The following is a 26,822-nucleotide window of genomic DNA, read 5'->3' as shown; positions in this document are numbered from 1 at the left end:
TACTTACTCATTGCCACTGCTGTAGGTGGGTCAATTTTCCTCGTTAAAACTGGGTCAGTTTTAAGTATAAATCAACATCAGGTGCGTTTTTAACGAAGATGAAATCCTCTAGAGCGTGTTTGAAAAAGGCTTTCTGCAAGATGTGTGTCACAATTTGTGGGAGATTTCACCCGGATGAGGGCGCTGCAGCGGGCTACGGCAACCGAATTCGGGTGAAATATACCGCAAAGTGGGGCGTGCAGATTGCGGGAACGATTTTTCAAACAGGCTCTGGCATATGATTATTACTTGCGTAAGCGCAAAAATGCGCCTTTATTAACGATTTTTCCCATACTGCTCCATATAAACCAGCAACACCGAAATATCCGCCGGTGAAACGCCGGAAATTCTGGATGCCTGTCCAATGGAAACAGGTCTGTAAAGTTCCAGTTTTTGCCGTGCTTCAATACGCAGGCTCTTTACTTTCTCGTAGTCCAGATCCTCCGGGATCTTCTTGGCTTCCAGCTTCTTAAACTGCTCTACCTGCTTCATCTGACGGCGGATATAGCCATCGTATTTAATATTAATGTTTACCTGCTCCTGCACATCCCAGGCAAGCTCAGGGCGGTTCTTATCAATAGGAGCCACATCTGCATAAGAAAGCTCCGGTCTGCGAATCAGCTCTGCAAGACTGATTCCTGACTTAAGTGGTGTGCTTCCTTTGCTTTCCAGAAGGCTCTGAACAGCCTCTGTCATACCCACATTTGTATTCTCCACACGCTGGATTTCTTCCGCTATCAAGCGTTCTTTTTCTACTACTTTTGCATAGGTTTCGTCATCTACAAGACCTACCTCCCAGCCCTTTTTACGAAGTCTCAGATCCGCATTATCCTGGCGAAGAAGGAGACGGTACTCGGCACGGCTGGTCATCATACGGTATGGCTCATGGTTCTCTTTTGTAACAAGATCATCAATGAGAACACCGATATAAGCCTCAGAACGATCCAGGATCAGCTGCTCTTTTCCCAGCACTTCCATGGCTGCATTGATACCAGCGATCAATCCCTGGGCTGCTGCCTCCTCGTAACCTGAACTTCCGTTAAACTGTCCGCCACTGAAAAGACCTTTAATTTTCTTAAACTCCAGCGTTGGATAAAGCTGTCTTGGGTTAATGCAATCGTACTCAATAGCATAAGCATTCTTCACAATTTTTGCATGCTCAAGACCTGGTACGCTGTGGTACATTTCCTCCTGCACATCTTCCGGCAAAGAGCTGGACATACCGCCAATGTACATCTCATTTGTGTACATTCCCTCTGGCTCAATAAACACCTGATGTCTTTTTTTATCTGCAAAACGAACTACTTTATCCTCAATAGACGGGCAATAACGTGGACCAGTTCCCTCGATCATACCAGAATACAACGGGGAACGATCCAGATTGGCACGGATAATATCATGGGTAGTCTCATTGGTATAAGTCAGCCAGCAGGATTTCTGCTCGATCTGCACATCCTCCGGATCTGTGGAAAAAGAAAATGGCACTACTCTCTCATCCCCAAACTGCTCTTCCATCTTGCTGTAATCGATGGTATTTCCTGCGATTCTGGCAGGTGTTCCAGTCTTGAAACGGAACATTTCAATTCCCAATTCCTTCAGAGAATCAGTCAGATAATTGGCTGCCTGCAGTCCATTTGGACCTGTATAATTGCTTACATCCCCATAAATACAACGTGCCTTCAGATAGGTTCCTGTACACAAAACAACCGCCTTACAGTGATAAATAGCACCGGAATAAGTCCTTACACCAGTGATCTTACCGTCCTCTACCAGAAGCTTTGTTACCTCTCCCTGGCGGATAGTCAGGTTCTCCTGGTTCTCCAGTGTTTTTCTCATTTCGTTGCTATATGCTTGCTTATCTGCCTGAGCACGAAGGGAATGTACTGCCGGACCCTTGGAACAATTCAGCATTTTTGACTGAATAAAAGTCTTGTCAATATTTTTTCCCATCTCACCGCCAAGAGCATCCAACTCACGGACCAGATGTCCCTTTGAACTACCTCCTACATTTGGGTTACAAGGCATCAGCGCAATACTCTCTGCACTTACCGTAAACATGATCGTACTCAATCCCAATCTCGCCCCAGCCAACGCTGCTTCACAGCCAGCGTGTCCAGCACCGACCACTACTATGTCATAATTCTCCTCTAAATGTTTCATTTTATCTCCTCTATAACACACTCATTCATATATTATCCTAACCAGTGCACAGCGATTCGGCAACTGATGTTCCTAAGCAGGTCATTTCAGGAGCGTTGCGACGACCTGCGTGGAATATCATTTGCCAAATCGCGTCCCTCTGCCACTACTTACCCATACAAAACTTACTAAATATCTCATTCACCAGATCTTCCCCAACTTCTTCCCCGGTAATTTTCCCCAAGCTTCCATAAGCAGCCATCAGATCAATGGAAAAGAAGTCTTCCGGCATGCCATCCTCGATGCTCTGTTTTACCATTGCAAGACTCTCTTCTGCCTCTTCCAGTGCCTCTTTGTGACGGGCATTTGTAATATAAACCTCATCGTTAAAAGAAATTTTCCCACTGAAAAACATACTCTTAATGGTATCCGCCAGCTGGGCAATTCCAGTCTCCTCTTTCGCAGAAATCGGAATGAGAGGATGGTTGATTTTCTCCTTTAATGCCTCCATACTCACAGCCGAAGCAAGATCTGTTTTATTGTACAGTACAATTGCTTTTCTGTCTTTCAGCATTTCAATGATTTCTTCATCATTTTCATCAAGCGGTGTAGAGCTGTCTACTACGTATAACACCAGATCTGCACCCTTTGCAACCTCCCGGGCTCTGGAAACACCGATTTTTTCCACCACATCTTCTGTCTCACGGATACCTGCCGTATCTACAATTTTCAGCGTAATTCCATGAAGGGTAATATACTCCTCCAGAATATCTCTTGTAGTACCCTCAATATCCGTTACAATGGCCTTATTTTCCCCTACAAGAAGGTTTAACAGAGATGACTTACCTGCATTTGGCTTACCCACGATAACCGTCTCAATTCCTTCCCGGATGATCTTGCCATCTGTGGAAGTTTTCAACAGCTCTTCGATGGATTTCTGCTCTTTTTCCACGATCCCATGCAATTTCTGTGGATATCCCTCAAGGCTGATATGCTCCGGATCATCCAGGGCAGACTCGATAAAAGCAATCTCGTAGATCAGGTCGCTTCGAATCTCCTTGATGGTCTTTTGTACAGAACCTTTCAGCTGACTCATGGAGCTTTTCAACGCATATTCATTCTTCGCCTGGATCACATCCATAACTGCCTCTGCCTGGGAAAGATCCAGTCTGCCGTTCAGGAAAGCTCTCTTGGTAAATTCTCCAGGTCCGGCAATCTTGGCGCCGTTTTTCAAAACCGTTTCCAGAACCCGGTTCATGGCATAGACACCGCCGTGACAGTCAATCTCCACGGTATCTTCTCCTGTGAATGTTTTGGGGGCGCGCATAACCATGACCAGAACTTCATCCACCGCTTCTTCTCCATCATAAATATAACCATAATGAATGGTGTGGGTGGGCACTTCTTTAATTTTCTTTTTCCCGCCCTTGGAACGGTAAATGCGGGATATAACGTCCATGGCTTCCGGGCCGCTGATTCGGATGATTCCGATTCCCGAAGCACTCACAGCAGTAGATATCGCTGCAATCGTTGTATTCATGTGATTTCCTCCATGTAAATTACAATCCAAATTATAAACTTAACACATCTTTTGACACTCATATTATTTTATTATACAAAAAAAGTTACTCCAGGGAAAGATATTAAAACAAAAGCATAACGCTTCAGTTCTTCCATCTTTCACCTGGAATAACCTCTTATTCATTCTGCAAATCTTTTATAACACATTCAGATGTTTTATGCAAGATTTACCATCTTTTTAATTTTACAACCACATGACGATACGGCTCTTCGCCCTCGCTAACAGTCTCTACATACTTATTGCCCTGAAGCGCTGAGTGAATGATTCTTCTCTCATATGGGTTCATCGGCTCAAGTACAACTGGCTTTCTGGTCTTCTTAACCTTGTAGGCAATTCCTCTTGCAAGATTCTCCAGGGTCTCTTTACGACGTCTGCGGTAATCTTCTGTATCGAGCTTTACTCTGATATAGTTTGCTTTGCCCTTATTTACAACAAGGCTTGTAAGATACTGAAGGGAATCAAGGGTCTGTCCTCTCTTACCGATGAGAATTCCCATATCCTCTCCTTCAAAAGCAACTTCCAGACAACCGTCATTTGTGTTGTATTTGGAAGTGATCTCCACTTCACCAAGATTCATAGATGCAAATACGTCGCGAAGGAAAACAATTGCTCTCTCTTCCACTTCTTTGATCTCTGCCGGATCTGTGATGATCTCAACAGGTTTGGACTGTTTCGGCTTCTCTTCTCTTGGCTCTTTCGGCATTTTTTCTTTTGCCGGTTTTTCTTTTACAGGACGCTCCTTGAAGGTTTTTTCCTTCGGCTGACGCGGCTGTTTTTCTTTTGTTTCCTTAAAAGGCTTCGGCTCTTTTGCTTCTTTTACAGCTGCTTTCACCGGTTCACTCTTTGGAGCCGGTTTTTCAGCTTTTACAAAAGGCTTAGCAGGCTTTTTGGTCTGCTCTTCTTTGATCGCATCAACTTTCACAGTATCAACGATTTCCTGTATCTCATCCTCTTCAGAAACTGTATTGATCTTGCGTGCTTTAATGATTGCCGGTTTACTTCCGATGCCAAAAAATCCGGAACTACCTTCAGAAACCACTTCAATTTCCAGCTGATCACTGGAAACACCTAATTCGATGCACGCCTTGGTGATTGCTTCATTTTTCGTTTTTGCTGAAAACTGGATAAACTCCTCCATCTATGAAACCCTCCGTTCCCGACAACAATTACTTCTTCTTGTTTCTCTCGTCAAAATCCCTGACCATATTTGCTTTTGCTGTAATACTTCCAGGTTTTGCATTTCTTGCATTCTGGTAGGATTCCTCTACTTTTCTGGCTCTCTCTTCTGTGTTTGTGTTACTGGAACCTTTATCAATCTTGGTATTGATATTCTTAGTAGACTGGTTTGCCTGATTGGTGATCTTCTGCGGCGGAAGTCCTTCCTTCGTACGCTGTTTCTCCATCTTCTTCATGTTCTCGTTTACCAGATCATTGATATCCATCTTATCAAGATGACGATTGATAAACCACTGCTGAACACTTCTTACAACCGCACTTGCGATCCAGTAAATACCAAGACCTACCGGGAATGTGAAACAGAATACTGCTGACATAAGCGGCATAACCGTATTCATAGTCTTCATGGAAGCCTGCATCGTATCAACAGCTCCTTCAGCAGATGAAGTAGCCTGTGGCATAAGCTTATAGTTCAGTACCTGAGTCGCCCATGCAAGAATAGGAATCAGAAGTGCAGCGATTGCCAGTGCAATAGATGCTCCCTCAAAAGCAGCCTTAATGTAGTTCAAAGGCTGATCTGCAATATTAAGTCCACAGAAATTCTGCATTTTGGAAATTTCCGCAGATGTGGTGTTAATGGTATCTGCAAATCCCTTAAACTGATCCATTGATGCAAGATCTTTCCACTGAGATGGAGATAATGCATAAAGGAAATCGATGACGGAATTACTGGTCGCTTTTCCGTTATCCAGCGCCAGCTGTACACGAGTCATCTTATTGTCTGTGATAAAGCTCTGGATCAGGTCTGTGTAGCCACTTACGCTTGTAATCTGATCAACAAGGCCTGTGAAAACATTCTTTACACTGCCAACATAACCAGGAATTTTGTAAATAACCTGCCATAATGCCATCAGGACAGGAAACTGGATCAACAGCTGCACACAGCTGCCGGTAGGTGAAACACCGTATTTCTGGTATACAAGCTGAGTTTCTTCCTGCATTTTCTGCACGGACGCCTGGTCTTTTTTATCTTTGTATTTCTTCTGTATCTTCTGAAGCTCAGGCTGCATAACAGAGCTTAACTTAGAAAACTTCTGCTGTTTAACCTGCAATGGTGTCATCAGTGCATAAATAATAATACTGAAGATAATGATACAAAGACCCAGGTTCTGAATACCCACCAGATCAAGAACTCTGTAAATCCCGTCCATGATCCAGCCCATAATAGAAGCAACCTGTCCGATAATCAGGACACTGCTCTTCGTTAATAAAATCATATCCAAGTTTGTTTCCTCCTAGGCTTTTTCGGTGTAACTATTCAATTGTCAAAGTTTGAGTTCTTGTGCTGAAAATCAGTTTAAAGTGTCATTTATTGTACACTGTCTGTTTCAGTACAGTTTATGGCACAGGATCGTATCCTCCATGTGAAAAAGGATTGCAGCGCAAAATTCTCCACACTGCAAGAAGCCCGCCCTTTAACGCACCATATTTTTGAATTGCTTCTAAACCATATTGAGAACATGTGGGAATATAAGGACATTTTGTTCTCTTCATCGGCGATATATATTTCTGATAGAGACGAATCATATGAATCATGATATTCCTTGGACTAAATCTGCTCATGATAATTTCTCCTGCAAATCTGTTTCAATATTGCCGCTCCTTTACCGAAACAACAATACTGCCCAAATACCGTTTAATCTTCCACATGAAGCTCAGCCTCACGGCGGATCTTCATTCTGCCTGCAAGATGCATAAGCGCACTCTCAATCTCCTGATAGGACTTGTCCTTTGCATTTGGTCTTGCGACCACTACAATGTCCAGTCCCTGACGGAAGGATCTTTCATTCAGGCGGTAGCTCTCTCGTATCAGTCTGGTGACTCTGTGGCGTACCACACTATTCCCAACTTTTTTACTTACAGATATTCCCAGACGATTCTCCATGTGCCTGTCATGGTTCTCAAGCACATACATCACCAGATACCGATTTGCCTGTGATGTTCCTTTTCGGTATACCCTTTGGAATTCGTTATTTTTCTTTAAGGAGTCTGAGTATTCCATCTGATTCTCCTTTATATGATATTGAAATAATTATTTCTGTATAGAAGAAAAGACCACAGTAACTGCGGTCTTAACGGTCTTAAGCAGATAACTGCTTTCTTCCTTTTAATCTTCTGGCAGCTAATACTTTACGTCCGCCTTTTGTGCTCATACGAGCTCTGAAGCCATGGACTTTCGCTCTAGATCTTTTTTTCGGCTGAAATGTCATTTTCATAGGTAAAGCACCTCCTTTATCTATATGGAATTTAAAATTATTAACCTAATCAGAACATCATTTCAATTATATTCATAAATGGCATTCTCGTCAAGTAAAAATTCTTGCTTTCCTAGAATTTTTTATATCCACAAAGTTTTCCACACTGTGCATAACCTGTCATTTTGAAAAGGTTTACGTAACATTATCCACATTTTGTGGATAACTTGTGGATAACCTGGGGATTATCAGCAAAAATATCCACTTTTGACTGTTGATTTTAACGCATATGTCACAAAAAACGGTATATTTCGAGGGGATTCGACAGTGGATAGAGTTATACACATAATTTTTCATTATTGAAACCCGTAAAACCATGTTATGGTAACCAGAATGGTTATCAACCTATTTATCCACATTTATCCACACACAAAATGTTGATAACTTTCCAGTTTATTCACAAGATATCCCCCATTTTTTTCCTTGAATTTTTTTATTATCCACTGCAATTTTTTTAAATTGTGGATGTTTTGTGGACAATTCTATACTTTTCCCCATTTATTTTTCCTATTTTTAGCTTCAAAACAACATTTTCCTCCTCGTCCCCTCATTCTTTTAGGTAATCCACAGCAATCTTAATTTTTTCTCCGAATGTGCATAATTTTCCACATAAATTTCCTATATAAATAAGATTTTGTCGTTGCGAAAAGACAGGATTTATTATAATATATATAAGGATATTTATGTCCGTTTATCAAAATACCAGTAAAATTCCGGTATATTTAGCCTGCCACACCCTAATTTCCTGTTTCCAGCTGGTATTTTGATAAACGGACATGTCGCCGACGGACGGCATCATTTAATATAAGAAACAATCAGATGTGTACGGGAGGAAAAAATGAGCACAGTAATAGAAAAATGGGATGAAATCCTGGGAATTGTGAAAAAGGAGCACGATCTTTCCGATGTTCGATTCGACACATGGCTGAAACCCCTGAAGGTTTATGATGTCAGTGGAAATGTAGTTACCATCGTCGCTTCCGACCAGGTGCGATTAAGCTACATTAATAAGAATTACAAACTGCCTCTGCAGGTTACCATAAGCGAAGTTACCGGAATGACCGACTGCGAAGTGAAATTTATCCTTCCAGAAGACGTCCCGGCGAAGAAATCCATTTCCGACGCTGCACCTGATCAGGACAACCGTTTTAAGGCCAGATGTGAAGAAGCAAATCTGAACCCCAAATATACATTCAATACTTTTATCGTGGGCAGCAACAACAAACTGGCTCAGGCTGCAGCCCTGGCAGTAGCGGAATCTCCGGGAAATACGTACAATCCGCTGTTTATCTATGGTGGTGCAGGACTTGGCAAGACCCATCTTATGCATTCCATCGCCCACTTTATTATTGAAAATGATGATAACAGTAAGGTTCTCTATGTTACAAGTGAAGAATTTACCAATGAGCTGATCGAGACCATCCGTAATGGAAATAACACCGCCATGAGTAAATTCCGCGAGAAATACCGTAACATTGATGTCCTTCTCATTGATGATATTCAGTTTATTATAGGAAAGGAATCCACGCAGGAGGAATTTTTCCACACCTTCAACAGCCTTTACAGTGCAAACAAACAGATTATCATATCTTCCGATAAACCGCCGAAGGATATGGAAATTCTGGATGAGCGTTTCCGTTCCAGATTCGAATGGGGACTGATCGTGGATATTACTCTGCCGGATTACGAGACCAGGATGGCCATTCTTCATAAAAAAGAAGACATGGACGGCTACAATGTAAGCGAAGATGTTATCAAATATATTGCAAATAATATCAAATCCAACATCCGTGAGCTGGAAGGTGCCTTCAATAAGGTAGTTGCTTATGCAAAACTGGAGAAAAAAGAGGTTACCCTTGAACTTGCCGAGCAGGCTCTGAAGGATATCGTCGCACCGAATGAAAATAAACAGATTACTGCAGACTACATTATTTCTATGGTAGCAGAGCATTTTAATGTAAGTACTGCCGATCTTTGTGGAAATAAAAGAAGTTCCAAGATCGTGATGCCAAGACAGGTGGCAATGTATCTTTGCCGTGAAATTCTGGCGATCCCGCTGAAAAATGTAGGACAGTATCTTGGAAATCGCGACCACACTACCGTTATGCACGGAGTAGAAAAGATCGAAAAGGAACTCCAGAACAACGAACAGCTCCAGAACACCATCGATACATTAAAGAAAAAAATTAATCCACAAACTTAACACATTTTTTCCACATTTCATGTGTATAAGATGTTGACATTATGTGTATTAATGTGAATAACTTTTGGCGACAAAATCGCTTATGTGGTTTTACACAGGTTATTCACACTCTAAACCAATGCTTTTACACGAAGTTATCCATACCCGAAACCCTTTTATTCACTGGGCGGAAGTGAGTTTTTCACATATTCACACCCCCTACGGCGGATACGGCGGATATCTTCTTAAATATATTTAATGAAAAACCCATTTTCTCCAGAAAGGAAGTTATACACATTATGAAAATCATTTGCTCCAAAAGTAACTTGTTGAAGAGCGTCAGCATTTCCTTAAAAGCTGTACCATCCAAAACAACTATGCCAATTCTGGAATGTATTCTGATTGATGCAACAACAAATCAGATCAAATTTACTACTAATGACATGGAACTTGGAATCGAAACCATTGTCGAAGGTACTATAGAAGAAAAAGGAATGGTTGCCCTGAATGCGAAAATCTTTTACGAGATCATCAGAAGACTTCCAGACAACGATGTTACCATTAAAACTGATGAAAAATTCGCTGCAACTATCACCTGTGAGAAAGCAAAATTTAATATTCCTGGAAAATCAGGAGAAGATTTCGCATATCTTCCTATGATTGAAAGAGATGAACCATTAACTATCTCTCAATATACATTAAAGAATATGATTTATCAGACAATATTCTCAATTGCAGTCAACGATAACAACAAATTAATGACTGGTGAGCTGTTTGAAATTAAGGATAATTGTCTGAAAATTGTCTCTCTGGATGGACACCGTATTGCGATCCGCAAAATGCCTCTGAAGAAAGACTATTCAGATCGCAAGGTTGTGGTTCCAGGTAAGACTCTTAACGAGATCAGTAAGATTTTATCCGGAGAAATGGATGACGTAGTCAGCATTTTCTTTACCAATAATCATATTTTATTTGAATTTGACCAGACTATGGTAGTTTCCCGTCTGATCGAAGGGGAATATTTCCGTATTGACCAGATGCTTTCCAGCGATTATGAGACCAAACTTTCCATTAACAAAAAAGAATTTCTGGATTGTATCGACCGTGCTACACTTCTTGTAAGAGAAGGAGATAAGAAACCGATCATTATCCACATTACAGATGGCAGCATGGAGCTGAAGATTGATTCTGCAATGGGTTCCATGAACGAGGATATTGATATTGAGAAAGAGGGAAAAGATATTCTGATCGGATTTAATCCCAAGTTCCTGATCGATGCACTGAAGGTTATTGATGATGAGACCATCGACATTTACCTGGTAAACCCGAAAGCACCTTGCTTTATCAGAGATGAGGAAGAAACTTACACGTATCTGATTCTTCCGGTTAACATAAATCAGAACCAGGCAAGATAATGACACTTGCCACAGAGAGAAACGTAACAGACAATTGGAAGAGTATGGAAGTGAACACGGACTGCCAATAATGGCTGGAGACAGTCTGGAAAACGAATTGCAGTCGTGATGCCAGAAGAGTGGAGGCAGAAAATTGGAAATCAGAATCAGAGATGAATTTATCAAACTTGGCCAGGCACTGAAACTTGCTGAACTTGTATCAGACGGTGTTGAGGCAAAATATGTGATCAACGACGGACTTGTAAAAGTAAATGGCGAAGTAGATACCAGAAGAGGCCGCAAGGTTTATGGCGGTGACGTTATTTCCTATAATGGCCAGGATGTGAAGGTTCTGTCCGGAAACGAGTAAAATGGCTTATATTGAATCCATAAAATTAAGCAATTTCAGAAATTACGAATCGCTGGAACTTTCTTTTGACAAAGGAACTAATATTTTTTATGGGGATAATGCACAGGGAAAAACCAATATCCTGGAGTCTGTGTATCTGTGCGGAACCAGCAAATCCCATAAAGGAAGCAAAGACCGGGAGATTATCCGCTTTGAACAGGATGAAGCCCATATCCGCATGATGGTGGGAAAAGATTCCATGTCTTATAAGATTGACATGCACCTTCGGAAAAATAAGGCCAAGGGCGTGGCAATCAACGGGCTTCCCATAAAGAAGGCGAGAGAGCTTCTCGGTGTGGTGAATCTGGTTTTCTTTTCCCCGGAGGATCTGAATATTATCAAAAACGGTCCGGGAGAGCGACGAAGATTCATGGACGCGGAGCTTTGTCAGCTGGATAAACTATACCTCACAGATCTTGCCGGATACAATCATGTTCTGAATCAGAGAAATAAGCTGCTGAAGGATATGTATAAGCGACCGGATCTTGGAGCGACTCTGGATGTATGGGATATGCAGCTGGTAAATTATGGCCGTAAGATCATTGGCAAAAGAAGAGAATTTGTGGAGTCCCTTAATGAGATCATTAAGGAAATTCACAGAAATCTTACCGGCGGTATTGAGAATATAGAAGTGATATATGAACCAAGCGTGGAGAGTGAGGCTTTGGAAGAGAGCCTTTTCCGCAACAGAGACCGGGATCTTCGGATGAAAATGACTTCGTCCGGACCTCACAGGGATGACCTAATGGTGGCTGTGAACGGAATTGATATCCGCAAATATGGTTCGCAGGGGCAGCAGAGAACAGCAGCCCTTTCCCTGAAACTTTCGGAGATTTATCTGGTGGAGAAGATCATTCATGATAAACCAGTTCTGCTTCTGGACGATGTCCTTTCGGAGCTGGACAGCAGCCGTCAGAATTATCTTCTTGAGAGTATTCATGATATTCAGACCATGATCACCTGTACTGGTCTGGATGATTTTGTCAGTCATCAGTTTACGATCAATAAAGTGTTTCACGTTGTGGCAGGGCATGTGTATCAGCCGATAGGGGGTCCTGCAGATAAATAAGCTTGCGAAGTAGTATGCGATATGCTAAACTGGCATTAACTATGGAAAGTTGGTGAAAAATTTGGACAAAGAGGAATTTCGGGTTAAACTTGAAGAGATTAACCATTTAGTAGAACAGAAAGACTATAAGGGAGCCATGAATGTTGTAGACAGCATTGACTGGCGCCGTGTGAAAAATGTTCGTACCCTTTGTGTGGTTGGTGAAATCTATGCTGCCAATAAACGCTATGAGGACAGCAAGGAAATTTTCCTGCTGGCTTATCACAGAGCCTCCATTGGTAAGAACATTCTTTATCGTCTTGTAGAAGTTTCCCTGAAGCTGGGACAGGTTTCCGAGGCAGTGGAATTTTATCAGGAGTACAGGGAAGTTGCGCCAAATGATAATACGCAGTACATCCTGAAATACAAGATCCTGAAAGTAAAAAAGGCTCCTCTTGCAGAGCAGATCAAGGTTCTGGAGGATTATAAGGAGAAAGAATTTACCGAAAAATGGTCTTACGAGCTTGCCAAACTGTACTATCAGGATGGTGACAAAGAGAAATGTCTGGAGCTTTGCAACGAGATCATTCTCTGGTTCAACGAGGGTAACTACGTGATGAAGGCTATGGACCTGAAACAGCGTATGGGTGCTCTTACCGGCGAGGAGAAAGAGCGGTATGAACAGCAGTTTGTACCGAAGCTTCTGAAACCTGAGGAAGCAGATACCATCAAGGAAGAAGAGAAAGCACCGAAAGCTGAGAACCAGGGAAGCGAATCTATTGAAAGTATTCAGATCAAGAGCGAGGATCTGGATGGCGTAGAGAGTCTTCAGGATAAAATTTCCAAAGGACTTCGTGACATCTTTGGAAGCCGTAAGATGGATGAAATGGAAGACAGCATTGTTTCCACTGAGCAGACGAAAGAGGTTCAGGAAGAAATGCTTCGTGATCCGGCTTCTGAGAAAGAATATGAAAGTGTACCGGAGCTGGAGCCTGAAACTGGCAAGGTGAAAGTGGAGAATACCAAGGAGAATGTTGCTGAAGAATCTGTGAGTACAGCAGATGAGACTGCGGAGGAATCAGCAGAAGCAGTTTCCGAAGAGAATACAGAAGGTTTAGAGAATGCAGATCATTCAGAGTCTGCAGAAGAGAAGAACGCATTTTCCACAGAAACAGAAACACCTGTTGAGAACCTGAAAATGCCTACACTGAATATTCCGGATTCTATGAAGAATATGGTACCGGAAGAGATTGAGGTTCCCAAGGCGCCTGTACAGAATAACCTTTTCAGTGATGAGGCTGATGCTGCGGAGAAAATAAAAGACGAGAAACCTGCATTTGATTTTTCAAATTTCAATCTGGAGGATACGATTCTTGCTGCTGCTTCTGCACAGGGAATTGAAATTCCGGATGAGAAGGTAGATGAAGAGAAAGTTCAGGAAGAAAATAAAGAAATTGTAGAAGTCGCCAAAGAAATATCTACACAACCTCAGAAAGCTGTAAAAGAAGAAAAAGTAGAGAAGATTCCGGAAGAAGAGGAAGTTATCACTGAGGACGAGGAAGAAATCGAGCCAGAACCAGAACAGAAAAAGCCGGTTGTAGAACTTGAGGAAGAGGAATTCCTTTCCGAAGAGGATCTTCAGGCTGCTGAGGATGAGTTTATGAATGGTCCGGCAGGTCATAAGGAGAAAGAAGAGCCTTCTGATGATTCCATGTCTGAGGATGAATTTATTGCCAAGCTTCTCAGAGAGAGCATTGGAGAAGAAGAGGATGAGGATATGCCTCCAGCTGCTGATGATGTGGTTGAAACGGAAGATGCAGAGGAAGAACCGGAAGATTCTGAGGACGAAAACTTTGATTTTGACGAGGATGAAGAGGAAGAAGAGTCTTCTGAATCTCTTTCCGAGGAAGAGGAACTGGAACAGTTTATCGATTCTATTCAGCCAAAGGATAAGAGAAATCCATCTGACATTGTGCCAAGAGAGAAATCACTTACCGATGATGAGAAGAAGCTGTTTACATATTTTGTAAAGGTTCCGGGAATGCGGGAACAGCTGATCAGTGCACTTTGCGATGTGCAGATGGCAGCGGCTGATAAGACCTCCAAGACTGGAAACGTGATCGTCATGGGTGGGAAAGAAACTGGTAAGACAAGACTGATCGCAAGTCTGATTCCGGCAATCTGTAAAGAGCTGAATCTGCCGGCTTCCAAGGTGGCTTATGTGTTTGCCGACCAGCTGAATGAGATGGATATTACGAAAGTGATTGGTAAACTTAGCGGTGGTTTCCTTGTCATTGAGAATGCTAATCAACTGACACAGGAAACAGTGGATATTCTGGATAAGGCTATGGAGTTCCGCACAGACGGACTTACTGTGATTATTGAGGATGAGAAGATCGGAATGCGTAAGCTGATTGCAAGATTCCCGAAATTTGCCAAGAAGTTTACATCCATGATCAACATTCCGGTATTTACCAATGATGAACTTGTAAACTTTGCAAGAGTTTACACCAAGGAAAATGGTTACAAGATCGACCAGATGGGAATGCTTGCATTGTATAATCTGATCGGTGTGAACCAGAAAGAAGACCAGCCTATGAACATTGGCGCAGTTAAGGAAATGCTTGACGCAGCAATGGCGAAATCCCAGGGCGGACTTCTGAAGTTTAATAAGAAAAAGAGAGTAGACCGTGATGGATTTACGGTTCTTTATGAGAAAGATTTTGCAAAATAAGTAATAGGGGAATTGCAGACAGCTGCCCAGATTGTGTGATTTGCAGATAATGATTAAATAATTTAAAAGAAAGAGGAAATTAATATGACCAGACCTTATTTAGGAAATCCGAAATATACCATTGAAGTTCTTCAAAAGTATAATTTTGCTTTCCAGAAAAGGTTTGGTCAGAATTTTCTTATCGATACCCATGTTCTGGAAAAAATAATCGAGGCTTCCAAGATCACCAAGGATGATTTTGTTCTGGAAATCGGACCGGGTATTGGAACCATGACCCAGTATCTGGCTGAGGCAGCCAGAGAAGTGGTGGCTGTAGAGATTGATAAGACATTGATCCCGATTCTGGAAAATGATACTTTGAAAGACTGGGATAATGTGACTGTGATCAACGAGGATATCCTGAAAGTTGATATTGCGGCGCTGGCACAGGAGAAAAATGGGGGCAAGCCTATCAAGGTGGTTGCCAATCTGCCTTATTATATTACCACACCAATCATCATGGGACTTTTTGAAAACCATGTTCCCATTTCTTCCATCACCATTATGGTACAGAAGGAAGTGGCAGACAGAATGCAGGTTGGTCCTGGAACAAAGGATTACGGTGCTTTGTCTCTGGCTGTTCAGTATTATGCCAGACCGCAGATCATTGCGAATGTTCCGCCAAACTGTTTTATGCCAAGACCGAAGGTGGGAAGTGCTGTTATCCAGCTTGTGAGATATGAAGAGCCGCCAGTGCAGGTGGACAATGAGAAGCTGATGTTCAGGCTGATCCGGGCATCTTTTAATCAGAGAAGAAAAACATTGGTAAATGGACTGAAGAACTCCCAGGAGCTTGATTTTTCAAAAGAGGAAATTGAGAAAGCTATGGCAGAGACCGGAATTCTGGTAAATGTGAGAGGCGAAGCGCTTACTTTAGCAGAATTTGCTGATCTTGCAAACGCATTTAATAAATTGAGATAGATATCAAGAACGGGGCGTAAGCCCCGTTCTTGATATCTTCGGATTGCTTCGCAGCGTTGCGGCTCCCGTGATCCTTCACATGTTCGGAAATGATTTACTGCATAAATCTTATACAATAAAAATCACCCGGTGGCTAGACGGGTGATTTTTATTTTGTCTCAAATATATTTTTTAAAAGGAAGGAGAGTCAATCACTTTTGGGTGACTGACATATGAAAAAGAAATTTTATAAAAATAATGTTGGCTGTTATTATTTTTATGATGTTAGTATATCGGGAAAGTTTGAAAGAATCGTGTTTATCTTATGAAAAATTAGTGAACGAATTTGAAAAGATTTGTAACTTCCTGGAAAAATGGGCTGTTTTTGGAGATTAGTTATAAAAAGATTATAAAGTTTTTAGATACATTTTACAAATAAAAGGAAAAGGTGTAGTATAATGGGCTGGAATCTGGAGGAAGATTTATTTCCGGTATTGATTAAATTTCAGAAGAAAATTACTTGATATGAGGAAATCAGATCATAAATATGACCAGATTCCAGCAGTTTGTGAACAGAATATTAACTATTGCTGGTCAGACCATGAACAGCAGCTATTTAATTGTTACTGGAGAGATTTGAACAGATGACATTTAATCGTTACTGGGCAAGTCTTGAACAGCAACATTCAATCAGGAGGTAATTATCATGATAAAAATGAAAAAATCAGCAGCACTTATCCTTGCAGGAGTTCTTGCATGTTCCATGCCGATGCCGGTTATGGCATCCAGTGATACAGAAGTAGTAGAAAGTCTTCTGGACAGTGGAATTGATTTTCTTGCTTCTGACCCTGGAAAAGCAGTAGACATTATTATGTATGCCAAGGATCTTGTAGACCAGCAGAACATCACAGATGACCAGGTACGAAGTGCTGTAACTCAGGCAGCAGACCATTTTGGGGTATCTCTTTCTGATTCAGAGGTAGATTCCCTTGTTTCTGTAGTACGCAAGGTTCTGGATGCAAAAATTGACGAAGATGCTCTTAGAAGCGATGTAAATTCTGTATACAGTAAGCTGCAGGATATGGGTGTTACAAAGGATGATGCCAAAGGTCTTGTGTCGAAGTTAATCGAATTTGTAAAAGGATTATTCGAATGAGAAATGTAAAATGTGCAAAATGTATAACTTTACCAAATTAAAGTAAAGATGCAAATGTGGTAAATTTATAAAAAAAGAGGAAAATAAAAGAAGAAATTGTGCAAATAAAACAAATGTTCATTATTCGTTAACAATTTGCATGTATTTTGTTCATAAGTATCTGATACTATATAATCAGTTCGAAAGAACATACACAGAAGACGTTGTAATGACACCATTACACATAAAATTTTTTCATAATAATCGCCCCGGCAGCTACTGCCGGGGCACTCCTCGTTTTAGAGCGTATTTGAAAAAGTATTCCTGCAATCTGCACGCTCTGGAGCGTGTTTGAAAAAGGTTTTTTGCAAGATGTGCGTCACAATTTTGGGGAAAATTTGTCTGAATATGCCGCTCTTTAAACGCCAGATATTACACTCTGACGCTTAAAGAGCGGTGTTTTTTCGAATGTACATTCCAAAATTTATTTGCAACGAATAAGCGGTGTGCTATAATGAAGCAAAAACAGGGGCAAAGGAGTCTAGGTCATGGCAGAGACAATGAAGGATTACGAAGCAGAACTTGAAGCTTCTTTTAAGAAAATTGAAGAAGGCGACATTCTCACAGGAACAGTTGTGAGTGTAGATGATAAAGAAATTATTGTAGATTTAAAATATTATGCAGAAGGTATTATCCCGGTAGAAGATTACAGCAGAGAGCCGGGCTTTAACGTTAAAGAAGAAGTACACCCTGGAGATGAAGTTTCCGCCACAGTCGTAAGAAAAGACGATGGAAACGGCAACATCCTTTTATCCAAAGTTGAGGCTACTGACGTCCTGGCTTGGGACAAATTAAAAGAGCTGAAAGCCTCCGGAGAGGTTCTTGATGTAGTGGTAAAAGGTGTAGTAAACGGCGGTGCAGTTGCTTATGTAGAAGGTGTGCGCGGCTTTATCCCGGCCTCCAAGCTGGCCTTGAATTACGTAGAAGACACCAACGAATATCTGAACAGACACATCCAGGTTCAGGTAATCGATGTCAATAAAGAGGACAAAAAACTGATTCTTTCTGCGAAAGAAATTTTAAGGGAAAAAGCAGAAGAGGAAAGAAAGAATAAAATTTCCAATATCCAGCCAGGCTTTGTAACAGAAGGAACTGTAGAGAGCCTTCAGCCATACGGCGCATTTGTAGATCTTGGAAACGGCGTATCCGGACTGGTACATATTTCCCAGATTTGCGAAAAGAGAATCCGTAAACCATCAGAAGTTCTTGCAGTTGGAGATAAGGTGAAAGTAAAAGTAACTGCAGTGAAAGATGGAAAACTGAGCCTGAGTATCAAAGAAGCAACTGATATGATGGCAAAAGAAGTGGAAGAAGAGAAAATTGAAATCCCACAGTCCGGAGAAGAGGCAACCACATCTCTGGGAGCTTTATTTGCAAATATTAAACTGAATTAATATAAAGTGCAGATTTGGACGATTAAGACAATCGCCCAAAATGAAAATCTTCTGTAGAGCGTGTTTGAAAAGTAGACCCGAAATAAAAAACTCTATTTACAGATGAAAAGTGTGCAGAGGTCAGCTGAATTTTGGAAGGAAGAATGTGAATGAAGAATCAGAAAGTATTTGTAATGGGACATAAGAATCCGGATACGGATTCTATTTGTTCGGCAATTGCTTACGCAGATATCAAAAACAGAACCACCCAGACCAAGCGTTATATTCCAAGACGTGCCGGTCAGATCAATGAAGAGACCCAGTATGTACTGAATCGTTTTGGCGTACAGCCACCGGCTTATCTGGGAAATATCGGAACGCAGGTAAAAGATATGGATATCCGTCCAAAACCGGATGCAGACCGTACCATGTCCCTGAAAAATGCCTGGGATATGATGCAGAATAAAGGCATTGTGACCCTTCCCATCTGTAACAGCGAGGATGAGCTGGAGGGAATTGTAACAATCGGCGATATTGCTGATGTTTACATGGATACCAAGGACAGCTATCTTCTTTCAAATGCCAGAACCCAGTATAACAAGATCAGGGATACTCTTGACGGTGAAATCGTGGAAGGAAACGGTCACGGTTATTTTACCAAAGGGAAAATCCTTATTGGAACTGCTGATCCGGAGGTAATGAAGAACTATATCGAAGAAAATGATATGGTTATTCTTGGAAATCGTGAGGAAGATCAGTTAAAGGCAATAGAACTGAATGTAAGCTGCATTATTGTAGGAATGAGTATTCAGGTAAGTGAGAAGGTAATAAAGAAAGCTCAGGAGAGACAGATCATCATTATCTCTTCTCCATATGATACCTACACAATTGCCCGCATGATCAACCAGAGTATTCCGGTAAATTATGTGATGAAAAAAGATAATCTGGTAACTTTCAACACTGAGGATTTCACAGATGATATCCAGGATGTTATGATCAAGCACCGCCACCGTGCATTCCCTGTTATCAATAAGCGGGGAAAATGTGTGGGAACCATTTCCAGACGAAATTTCCTTGACATGCACAAGAAACAGGTAATTTTGGTAGATCATAATGAGAAAGACCAGGCTGTTGATAATATTGAGAAAGCAGAGATTCTGGAGATCATTGATCATCATAAGCTTGGTTCTCTGGAAACTATGAAGCCGATTAATTTCAGAAATGAGCCAGTTGGATGTACTGCGACAATCCTTTACCGGATTTATGACGAGCAGCGACTGGAGATTCCGCCTAAGATTGCAGGACTTCTCTGTGCAGCCATTATTTCCGATACCTTAATGTTCCGTTCCCCAACCTGCACCCAGCAGGACAAGATCGCAGCAAGTGCGCTTGCACTGATCGCGGACATTAAGATTGAAGATTTCGCAAGAGAAATGTTTAAGGCTGGAAGCAATCTGAAAGATAAAGCACCTGAAGAAATTTTCTATCAGGATTACAAGAAATTTATTGCAGAAGGAAATGTGGCTTTTGGTGTTGGACAGATCAGTTCCATGGACGAGGAAGAGCTTCAGGAGATCAAAGTTCGTCTGAAACCATTTATGGTAAGCGAGTGCGGACGCCATGGAATTACCCGTGTTTACTTTATGTTAACCAATATTATGGACGAGTCCTCAGATGTAATTTATTACGGCGAGGGCAGCGAGGAAATGGGAAAAATCGCATTCCAGCAGGAACCGGAGGATAAGTGCTTCCACCTGAAAGGCGTGGTTTCCCGTAAGAAACAGATGATCCCGGCTATGATGGAAGCTGCACAGATCATGGCAAATGACTTTAACTGATAATAAAGATTTTCCCGGCAAAGAGGCTGTTAAAAGATACTGCTCACAAAGTGAAAAGTAACGCAGATGGTTCTTTGCACGGGAAATTTTCACATAAAAGAGGAGCAAAAATATGGCAAAACAGACCTGGAAACCAGGCAATATGCTTTACCCGCTTCCTGCTGTGATGGTCAGCGTTACAGATGGCGAGGGTAATGATAATATAATAACAGTAGCGTGGGCTGGCACCGTGTGTACCAACCCGCCAATGGTAAGCATCTCCGTTCGTCCCACCAGATTTTCTTACGATATGATCTGCAAGACAAAGGAATTTGTTCTGAACCTTACCACAGAAGAGCTTGCATACGCCACCGATTATTGTGGCGTGCGGTCCGGCAGAGAGGTTGATAAATTTCAGGAGCTTCATCTTACCAAAGAAAAGGCGGATCAAGTGAAGGCACCAATGATCGGTGAAGCTCCTGTAAATATTGAATGTAAAGTTAAGAAAATTGAGAAGCTTGGTTCTCATCACATGTTCCTTGCGGAAGTAGTTGCAGTGCATGCGGACGAAGCCTATATGGATAAAAATAATAAATTTCAGCTGAATCAGTCAAAACTGATGGTATATTCCCATGGAGAATATCTGGGACTTGGAAAGAAACTGGGCACCTTTGGATATAGCGTAAAAAAAGGAAAAAAGCATAATCAGAAACTTAAAAATCATCCATTAAAAAACCGAACCCAGTAACAATTTTTTAATATGATTGCAATAATGGCTCTTATGTGTTATTATTTAAAGGAGTATCGAATGAAAATGAATAATATAACATTAATTGGAATGCCCGGTGCAGGTAAAAGCACACTGGGCGTTGTTCTTGCGAAAATACTTGGATACGAATTTTTAGATTCAGACCTTTTAATACAAAAAGAAGAAAAAAGACGTCTTTATCAGATCATTGATGAAGAAGGAGAAGAAGGTTTCAAGGCTATTGAGAATCGCGTAAATGCGTCGATTGATACAGAGAATACTGTAATTGCTACTGGGGGAAGTGTGGTATATTGCAGTGAAGCCATGGAACACTTGAAATCAATTGGGAAGGTAGTTTACCTCAGCCTTTCTCTGGAGTCTCTTGAGAAACGGCTTGGAAATCTTAAGAAGCGGGGAGTTCTTCTGAAAGAAGGACAGACCTTGAAGAGTTTATATGAGGAGCGAGTTCCCTTATACGAGAAATATGCAGACATTGTGGTAGATGAAGAAGGGAAAGATTTGGAAGCAAGTCTGCAGGCACTTTTGGAAACACTACAGACAGGGGTTATTAAGTAACTGTAGATCGTTACTATTCGCGGAATGTGTTACGATGAACGAAGTGAACAGTAACTGTGAATCAGAGGAGGGCTGTCAGGTTATTGGAGAGAAATTGACAATAGCCTTTTTGGCTCGCGGAGTAAGAATAATAGAGGTGTATTATGGAACAGTATGTGATTAAAGGTGGAAATCCGCTTGTTGGTGAAGTAGAGATAGCAGGTGCAAAGAATGCAGCGCTGGCTATTTTATCAGCAGCCATTATGACGGATGAGACAATTCTCATCGAGAATCTGCCTGACGTCAGAGACATCAACGTTTTACTGGAGGCAATAGCTGGCATCGGAGCACAGGTTGACAGAATCAATAAATCAACTGTTAAGATCAATGGTTCTACCATTGGTGATGTAAGTGTAGATTATGAGTACATTAAGAAGATCCGTGCATCTTACTATCTTCTTGGTGCATTACTTGGTAAATATAAAAGAGCGGAAGTTCCTCTTCCAGGTGGCTGCAATATCGGAAGCCGTCCGATCGATCAGCATCTGAAAGGATTCAGAGCCCTTGGTGCGAAAGTTGATATTCTTCATGGAGCCATTGTTGCGGAAGCATCAAATCTCCATGGAAGCCATATTTTCCTGGATGTAGTATCTGTAGGAGCGACCATCAATATTATGATGGCAGCATCTCTTGCACCAGGACGTACGATTATTGAAAATGCTGCCAGAGAGCCACACGTAGTAGATGTTGCCAACTTCCTGAACAGCATGGGAGCCAATATCAAAGGTGCTGGTACAGATGTGATCCGTATCAAGGGTGTTGAGAAGCTTCACCGCACAGAGTATTCTATCATTCCGGACCAGATCGAGGCAGGAACCTTTATGTTCGCTGCAGCAGCTACCGGTGGTGATGTCACAGTTAAGAATGTAATTCCAAAGCATCTCGAAGCTACTACAGCCAAGCTTGAGGAAATCGGATGTGAAGTTCAGGAGTTTGATGATGCCGTACGTGTACGTGCAGTGGGCAGACTTCATCGCACTCATGTGAAGACTCTTCCATATCCGGGATATCCGACTGATATGCAGCCGCAGATTGCGGTTACCCTGGCACTTGCAGAGGGAACCAGTATTGTAACTGAGAGTATTTTTGAGAATCGCTTCAAATATGCAGATGAGCTTTCCAGAATGGGAGCATGTATCAAGGTTGAAGGCAATTCCGCAATTATCGATGGCGTGAATAAGCTCACTGGTGCAAGGGTAAGTGCACCGGATCTTCGTGCAGGGGCAGCTCTTGTTATTGCTGGACTGGCAGCAGAGGGAATCACCATTGTGGATGATATTGTTTACATCCAGCGTGGCTATGAGAACTTCGAAGAGAAGCTTCGCAGCCTTGGCGCAGAGATCGAGAGAGTTTCCAGTGAGAAGGATATCCAGAAATTCCGTCTGCGTGTAGGGTGAATTGTTAATTTCAGATCGCAGCCTGACCGCCTTGAACTGTTAAGCATCAGACTTAATCTGGCAAAAAATAGTCATAAGACATTAAATGTCTATTGACAATTATAAGCAATCAGTATATTGTATTGCTTGCAACAGGAAAACTGAAGAATAGCCTTTTATTCAGAGTGGTGGAGATACATAGGATCTATGAAGCCACGGCAACCCCTCGAAAGAGAGGAAGGTGCCAACCTGAGCGAGTGATCGAACAATAAGAGGATTGTTTATATAAAAAGTCATTTATAAGACAGTCCGCTTGTCCGGGCTGTTCTTTTTTTCGCGGAAAACATACAACGCAGCGCAGATAGATATTAGCTGTTTTGGAAATTTTCGCTCCATCGAAGAAAGGGAAAAACAAAAGAATGGAAAACAAAGAAAAAATCTTATTTACTTCTGAATCTGTAACCGAAGGTCATCCGGATAAAATTTGTGATGCTATTTCTGATGCCATCCTGGATGCTTTGATTGCACAGGATCCGATGAGCCGTGTAGCTTGTGAGACTGCAACTACAACAGGTCTTGTTCTGGTTATGGGTGAGATCACTTCCAAGGCAAATATCGATATCCAGTCAATCGTAAGAGAGACAATCCGCGAGATTGGTTATACTCGTGGAAAATTCGGATTTGATGCTGATACATGTGCAGTAATCACAGCACTTGATAAACAGTCTGCTGATATTGCAATGGGTGTTGATAAAGCACTTGAGCAGAAAGAGAATCAGATGGATGAGGACGAGCTTGACTCTATTGGAGCTGGTGACCAGGGAATCCAGTTTGGTTATGCTTCCAACGAGACAGAAGAATACATGCCATACGCAATCAACATGGCACACAAACTTTCCCGTCAGCTGACAAAAGTCCGTAAAGATGGCACTCTGAAATATTTAAGACCAGATGGAAAAACTCAGGTAACAGTTGAGTATGACGAGAATGGCAAACCAAGCCGTATTGATGCAGTTGTTTGCTCCACTCAGCATGACCCGGATGTTACACAGGAGCAGATCCATGCAGACATCAAGAAATATGTATTTGATGAGATCATCCCGGCTGACATGGTAGATGAGGATACGAAATACTTTATCAACCCGACCGGACGTTTCGTTATCGGTGGACCAAACGGCGACAGCGGTCTTACAGGACGTAAGATCATTGTTGATACTTATGGCGGAACAGGACGTCACGGCGGCGGTGCTTTCTCCGGAAAAGACTGCACAAAGGTTGACCGTTCTGCAGCTTATGCAGCACGTTATGTTGCAAAGAACATTGTTGCAGCAGGTCTTGCTGACAAGTGCGAGATCCAGCTTTCCTATGCAATTGGTGTTGCACATCCGACTTCTATTCATGTAGAAACATTTGGCACAGGTAAAGTATCTGATGCGAAACTGGTAGAGATCATCCGTGAGAACTTTGACCTTCGTCCGGCTGGAATCATCAAAATGCTTGATCTCCGCCGCCCGATCTACAAACAGACTTCTGCATACGGACACTTCGGCCGTACAGATGTAGATCTTCCGTGGGAGCATCTGGACAAGGTTGATGATCTGAAGAAATATCTTGCGTAAAATTTGGGTAAAAGAAAATGGCTTGTATTGAAGCCTGCTTGAAAATTCCATATTAAAGTTAGAGCCTGGAAGAGACTGGTATATAGCAGAAGAAGTCTTTTCCAGGTTTTTTATGTTGAAAAACTGAATATTATCGAGCTATTTTTTATAGAAAATTAAGAGATGAAATCAGAGCTTTATGCTATAATCTATATAAATCCGGTGAAGCAGTTTCATACGATAGGGAAGCTGTTGAAAATTTCCGTAAAAAGAAGAAAAAGGATAGAACTGTTATGAAGCTAAAAACAAGAATCATTCTGGGATTCACCATGATCATTCTTATGCCTCTGCTTCTGTTTGCCGCCACTTTGTATGGATTCAGCCAGTCACAGGCGCAGAAAGCACAGGCAGTGACTGAGAGCGATGGAACAGTATATGATATTTCCATAACAGACTCAGCCGACAGTCAGGGCAGGGTACATGTAATGGCCAAGGATTTGTTTATCAGTGCGTTTGTAATCCTGATCTCCGTTGCTTTGGTAGTTGGTCTTTGGGTATATCGCAGCATTGCCGTTCCATTGGTTAAATTAAAAAAAGCGACGCAGAATATAAAAGAGGGCAACCTGGATTTCGTTCTGGATGTAGAAGGAAAAGACGAATTTTCTGAGCTCTGTCAGGATTTCGAGGAAATGCGCCGCCGTCTGAAAGAATCTACAGAAGAAAAAAGCCTTATAGAAAAAGAGAACAGAGAGCTGATCAGCAACATTTCCCATGATCTGAAAACTCCGATCACAGCAGTGAAAGGATATGTAGAGGGAATCATGGATGGAGTGGCAGATACCCCTGAGAAAATGGATCGCTATGTCCGCACCATCTACAACAAGACAAATGAGATGGATCATCTGATCAACGAGCTGACTTTTTATTCCAAAATCGATACCAACCGCATTCCTTATACTTTCAGCAAACTAAATGTGGAAGATTATTTTGAAGATTGTTCAGAGGAAGTTGGTCTGGAACTTGAGACCAGGGGAATTGAGCTGGTTTATGCCAACTATGTGGAAAAAGATGTTATGGTAATTGCCGATGGGGAGCAGATCCGCCGTGTTATCCATAACATTATCAGCAACGCTATCAAATATATGGACAAGCCTAAAGGAATCATTCAGATCCGAATCAAGGATGTGGGTGATTTTATCCAGATTGAGATTGAGGACAATGGAAAAGGTATTGGCCCGAAGGATCTGCCTTATATTTTCGACCGTTTTTACCGTACAGATGTTTCACGAAATTCTTCCAAAGGCGGAAGCGGAATCGGTCTTTCCATTGTAAAGAAAATTCTGGAGGACCATGGGGGAAAGGTATGGGCCACAAGCCGTCTTGGAATCGGCACGATCATGTATTTTGTACTTAGAAAATACCAGGAGGTACCAATGAAATGAGCAGAATTCTGATCATTGAAGATGAAGAAGCAATTGCAGAGCTTGAGAAAGACTATCTGGAGCTCTCAGGATTTGAAGTTATAATCTGCAACAGAGGCGATCTGGGGCTTAATATGGCACTGAAAGAAGATTTTGACCTGATTATTCTGGATCTGATGCTGCCGGAGATAGACGGGTTTGAAATCTGCCGCCAGGTAAGAGAAGCTAAGAATACTCCGATCATTATGGTTTCCGCGAAGAAAGATGATATTGACAAGATCCGCGGTCTTGGACTTGGGGCTGACGATTACATGACCAAGCCATTTAGCCCAAGCGAGCTTGTTGCCAGAGTAAAGGCACATATGGATCGCTATAACCGTCTGATCGGCTCCACCACGCAAAAGAACGATATTATTGAGATTCGTGGAATCAAGATCGACAAGACTGCTCGCCGCGTCTGGGTAAATGGTGAGGAGAAAACTTTTACCACCAAGGAATTTGATTTGCTCACATTCCTGGCACAGAATCCAAACAGAGTTTTTACAAAGGAAGAGCTTTTCAGGGAAATCTGGGATATGGAATCGGTAGGCGATATTGCCACAGTTACAGTTCATATCAAGAAAATCCGTGAGAAAATTGAGTATAATAATGCCAAGCCGCAGTATATCGAGACCATCTGGGGCGTGGGATACAGATTTAAAGTGTGATAATTTCTGAGAAAA

The 26,822-nt window shown here is 41.8% G+C and carries 23 protein-coding genes, 1 pseudogene and 1 riboswitch; of the genes and pseudogenes, 16 read left to right on the top strand and 8 right to left on the bottom strand.

What is annotated here, in order from left to right:
- Positions 1-89: 89 nt before the first annotated feature.
- A pseudogene (locus I2D69_RS21210) lies at positions 90-203 on the bottom strand (DUF6783 domain-containing protein); the annotation flags it as partial.
- Between I2D69_RS21210 and I2D69_RS21205 the strand changes: the two are divergent.
- A complete protein-coding gene (locus I2D69_RS21205) occupies positions 153-281 on the top strand; it encodes a DUF6783 domain-containing protein (RefSeq protein ID WP_334285253.1) in 129 nt (42 codons plus the stop codon). The pseudogene I2D69_RS21210 and the gene I2D69_RS21205 overlap by 51 nt on opposite strands.
- Before the next feature lie 34 nt (positions 282-315).
- Here I2D69_RS21205 and mnmG read toward each other — a convergent pair whose 3' ends face one another.
- The 7 genes from mnmG to rpmH form a co-directional block, all read right to left on the bottom strand.
- The gene (gene mnmG, locus I2D69_RS15995; protein ID WP_195380224.1) at positions 316-2,199 is read right to left on the bottom strand and encodes a tRNA uridine-5-carboxymethylaminomethyl(34) synthesis enzyme MnmG; all 1,884 of its coding nucleotides are present in this window, start codon (positions 2,197-2,199) and stop codon (positions 316-318) included.
- Positions 2,200-2,344: 145 nt separating this feature from the next.
- Positions 2,345-3,718, bottom strand: a complete 1,374-nt coding sequence (mnmE, locus tag I2D69_RS15990) for a tRNA uridine-5-carboxymethylaminomethyl(34) synthesis GTPase MnmE (RefSeq protein ID WP_195380223.1) — start codon at positions 3,716-3,718, stop codon at positions 2,345-2,347.
- Between the two features lie 208 nt (positions 3,719-3,926).
- On the bottom strand, positions 3,927-4,898 hold the full coding sequence (gene jag / locus I2D69_RS15985) for an RNA-binding cell elongation regulator Jag/EloR (RefSeq protein ID WP_195380222.1): 972 nt from the start codon (positions 4,896-4,898) through the stop codon (positions 3,927-3,929).
- A 28-nt stretch (positions 4,899-4,926) separates the two neighbouring features.
- Positions 4,927-6,213, bottom strand: coding sequence for a membrane protein insertase YidC (gene yidC, locus I2D69_RS15980; protein WP_195380226.1), 1,287 nt, complete (start codon positions 6,211-6,213; stop codon positions 4,927-4,929).
- A gap of 121 nt (positions 6,214-6,334) precedes the next feature.
- Positions 6,335-6,559, bottom strand: a complete 225-nt coding sequence (gene yidD, locus I2D69_RS15975; protein WP_118580820.1) for a membrane protein insertion efficiency factor YidD — start codon at positions 6,557-6,559, stop codon at positions 6,335-6,337.
- A 73-nt stretch (positions 6,560-6,632) separates the two neighbouring features.
- Entirely contained in the window at positions 6,633-6,998 is a 366-nt protein-coding gene (gene rnpA / locus I2D69_RS15970) for a ribonuclease P protein component (RefSeq protein ID WP_148463049.1), read from the bottom strand.
- 79 nt (positions 6,999-7,077) lie between these two features.
- Entirely contained in the window at positions 7,078-7,212 is a 135-nt protein-coding gene (rpmH, locus tag I2D69_RS15965; RefSeq protein ID WP_005423866.1) for a 50S ribosomal protein L34, read from the bottom strand.
- A gap of 877 nt (positions 7,213-8,089) precedes the next feature.
- On the opposite strand from rpmH, the gene dnaA reads away from it, so the two are divergent.
- The 15 genes from dnaA to I2D69_RS15890 all read left to right on the top strand — a co-directional run bounded on the left by dnaA (position 8,090) and on the right by I2D69_RS15890 (position 26,807).
- Complete coding sequence (dnaA, locus tag I2D69_RS15960; RefSeq protein ID WP_173716653.1) at positions 8,090-9,454, top strand: chromosomal replication initiator protein DnaA; 1,365 nt, start codon at positions 8,090-8,092, stop codon at positions 9,452-9,454.
- Between the two features lie 278 nt (positions 9,455-9,732).
- Complete coding sequence (gene dnaN / locus I2D69_RS15955) at positions 9,733-10,848, top strand: DNA polymerase III subunit beta (RefSeq protein WP_173771302.1); 1,116 nt, start codon at positions 9,733-9,735, stop codon at positions 10,846-10,848.
- 133 nt (positions 10,849-10,981) lie between these two features.
- On the top strand, positions 10,982-11,197 hold the full coding sequence (locus I2D69_RS15950) for an RNA-binding S4 domain-containing protein (RefSeq protein WP_173716655.1): 216 nt from the start codon (positions 10,982-10,984) through the stop codon (positions 11,195-11,197).
- Position 11,198: 1 nt separating this feature from the next.
- Positions 11,199-12,305, top strand: coding sequence for a DNA replication/repair protein RecF (gene recF / locus I2D69_RS15945; protein ID WP_118580835.1), 1,107 nt, complete (start codon positions 11,199-11,201; stop codon positions 12,303-12,305).
- A 52-nt stretch (positions 12,306-12,357) separates the two neighbouring features.
- Positions 12,358-15,018, top strand: a complete 2,661-nt coding sequence (locus I2D69_RS15940) for a hypothetical protein (protein ID WP_347708399.1) — start codon at positions 12,358-12,360, stop codon at positions 15,016-15,018.
- 84 nt (positions 15,019-15,102) lie between these two features.
- The gene (rsmA, locus tag I2D69_RS15935; protein WP_195380220.1) at positions 15,103-15,978 is read left to right on the top strand and encodes a 16S rRNA (adenine(1518)-N(6)/adenine(1519)-N(6))-dimethyltransferase RsmA; all 876 of its coding nucleotides are present in this window, start codon (positions 15,103-15,105) and stop codon (positions 15,976-15,978) included.
- Between the two features lie 685 nt (positions 15,979-16,663).
- Positions 16,664-17,113 (top strand): DUF1002 domain-containing protein, encoded by a 450-nt coding sequence (locus I2D69_RS15930; RefSeq protein ID WP_118580844.1) that lies wholly within the window; start codon positions 16,664-16,666, stop codon positions 17,111-17,113.
- 527 nt (positions 17,114-17,640) lie between these two features.
- Positions 17,641-18,546, top strand: coding sequence for a S1 RNA-binding domain-containing protein (locus tag I2D69_RS15925; protein WP_173771296.1), 906 nt, complete (start codon positions 17,641-17,643; stop codon positions 18,544-18,546).
- Positions 18,547-18,695: 149 nt separating this feature from the next.
- The gene (locus I2D69_RS15920; protein WP_148463040.1) at positions 18,696-20,363 is read left to right on the top strand and encodes a putative manganese-dependent inorganic diphosphatase; all 1,668 of its coding nucleotides are present in this window, start codon (positions 18,696-18,698) and stop codon (positions 20,361-20,363) included.
- 112 nt (positions 20,364-20,475) lie between these two features.
- Positions 20,476-21,090 (top strand): flavin reductase family protein, encoded by a 615-nt coding sequence (locus I2D69_RS15915; protein WP_118580850.1) that lies wholly within the window; start codon positions 20,476-20,478, stop codon positions 21,088-21,090.
- A gap of 60 nt (positions 21,091-21,150) precedes the next feature.
- Positions 21,151-21,666, top strand: coding sequence for a shikimate kinase (locus I2D69_RS15910; protein WP_330659856.1), 516 nt, complete (start codon positions 21,151-21,153; stop codon positions 21,664-21,666).
- Between the two features lie 143 nt (positions 21,667-21,809).
- Positions 21,810-23,102 carry a UDP-N-acetylglucosamine 1-carboxyvinyltransferase gene (locus I2D69_RS15905; RefSeq protein WP_118580853.1) on the top strand — a complete coding sequence of 431 codons (1,293 nt, stop codon included), beginning with the start codon at positions 21,810-21,812 and terminating at the stop codon, positions 23,100-23,102.
- Between the two features lie 152 nt (positions 23,103-23,254).
- Positions 23,255-23,356, top strand: a riboswitch (SAM riboswitch).
- A 144-nt stretch (positions 23,357-23,500) separates the two neighbouring features.
- Complete coding sequence (gene metK, locus I2D69_RS15900; protein ID WP_118580856.1) at positions 23,501-24,700, top strand: methionine adenosyltransferase; 1,200 nt, start codon at positions 23,501-23,503, stop codon at positions 24,698-24,700.
- A gap of 272 nt (positions 24,701-24,972) precedes the next feature.
- Complete coding sequence (locus I2D69_RS15895) at positions 24,973-26,121, top strand: HAMP domain-containing sensor histidine kinase (RefSeq protein ID WP_187565413.1); 1,149 nt, start codon at positions 24,973-24,975, stop codon at positions 26,119-26,121.
- On the top strand, positions 26,118-26,807 hold the full coding sequence (locus I2D69_RS15890; RefSeq protein WP_118580859.1) for a response regulator transcription factor: 690 nt from the start codon (positions 26,118-26,120) through the stop codon (positions 26,805-26,807). The genes I2D69_RS15895 and I2D69_RS15890 overlap by 4 nt, the downstream gene beginning before the upstream one ends.
- The last annotated feature ends 15 nt before the right edge of the window (positions 26,808-26,822 follow it).

It is taken from the genome of Ruminococcus sp. D54t1_190329_F1, assembly GCF_015551645.1.
In the GTDB taxonomy this organism is placed as follows: Bacteria; Bacillota; Clostridia; order Lachnospirales; family Lachnospiraceae; genus Blautia_A; species Blautia_A faecis.
Note: the sequence above shows the minus strand (reverse complement) of the source record. Positions and strands in the feature narration are given on the sequence as shown.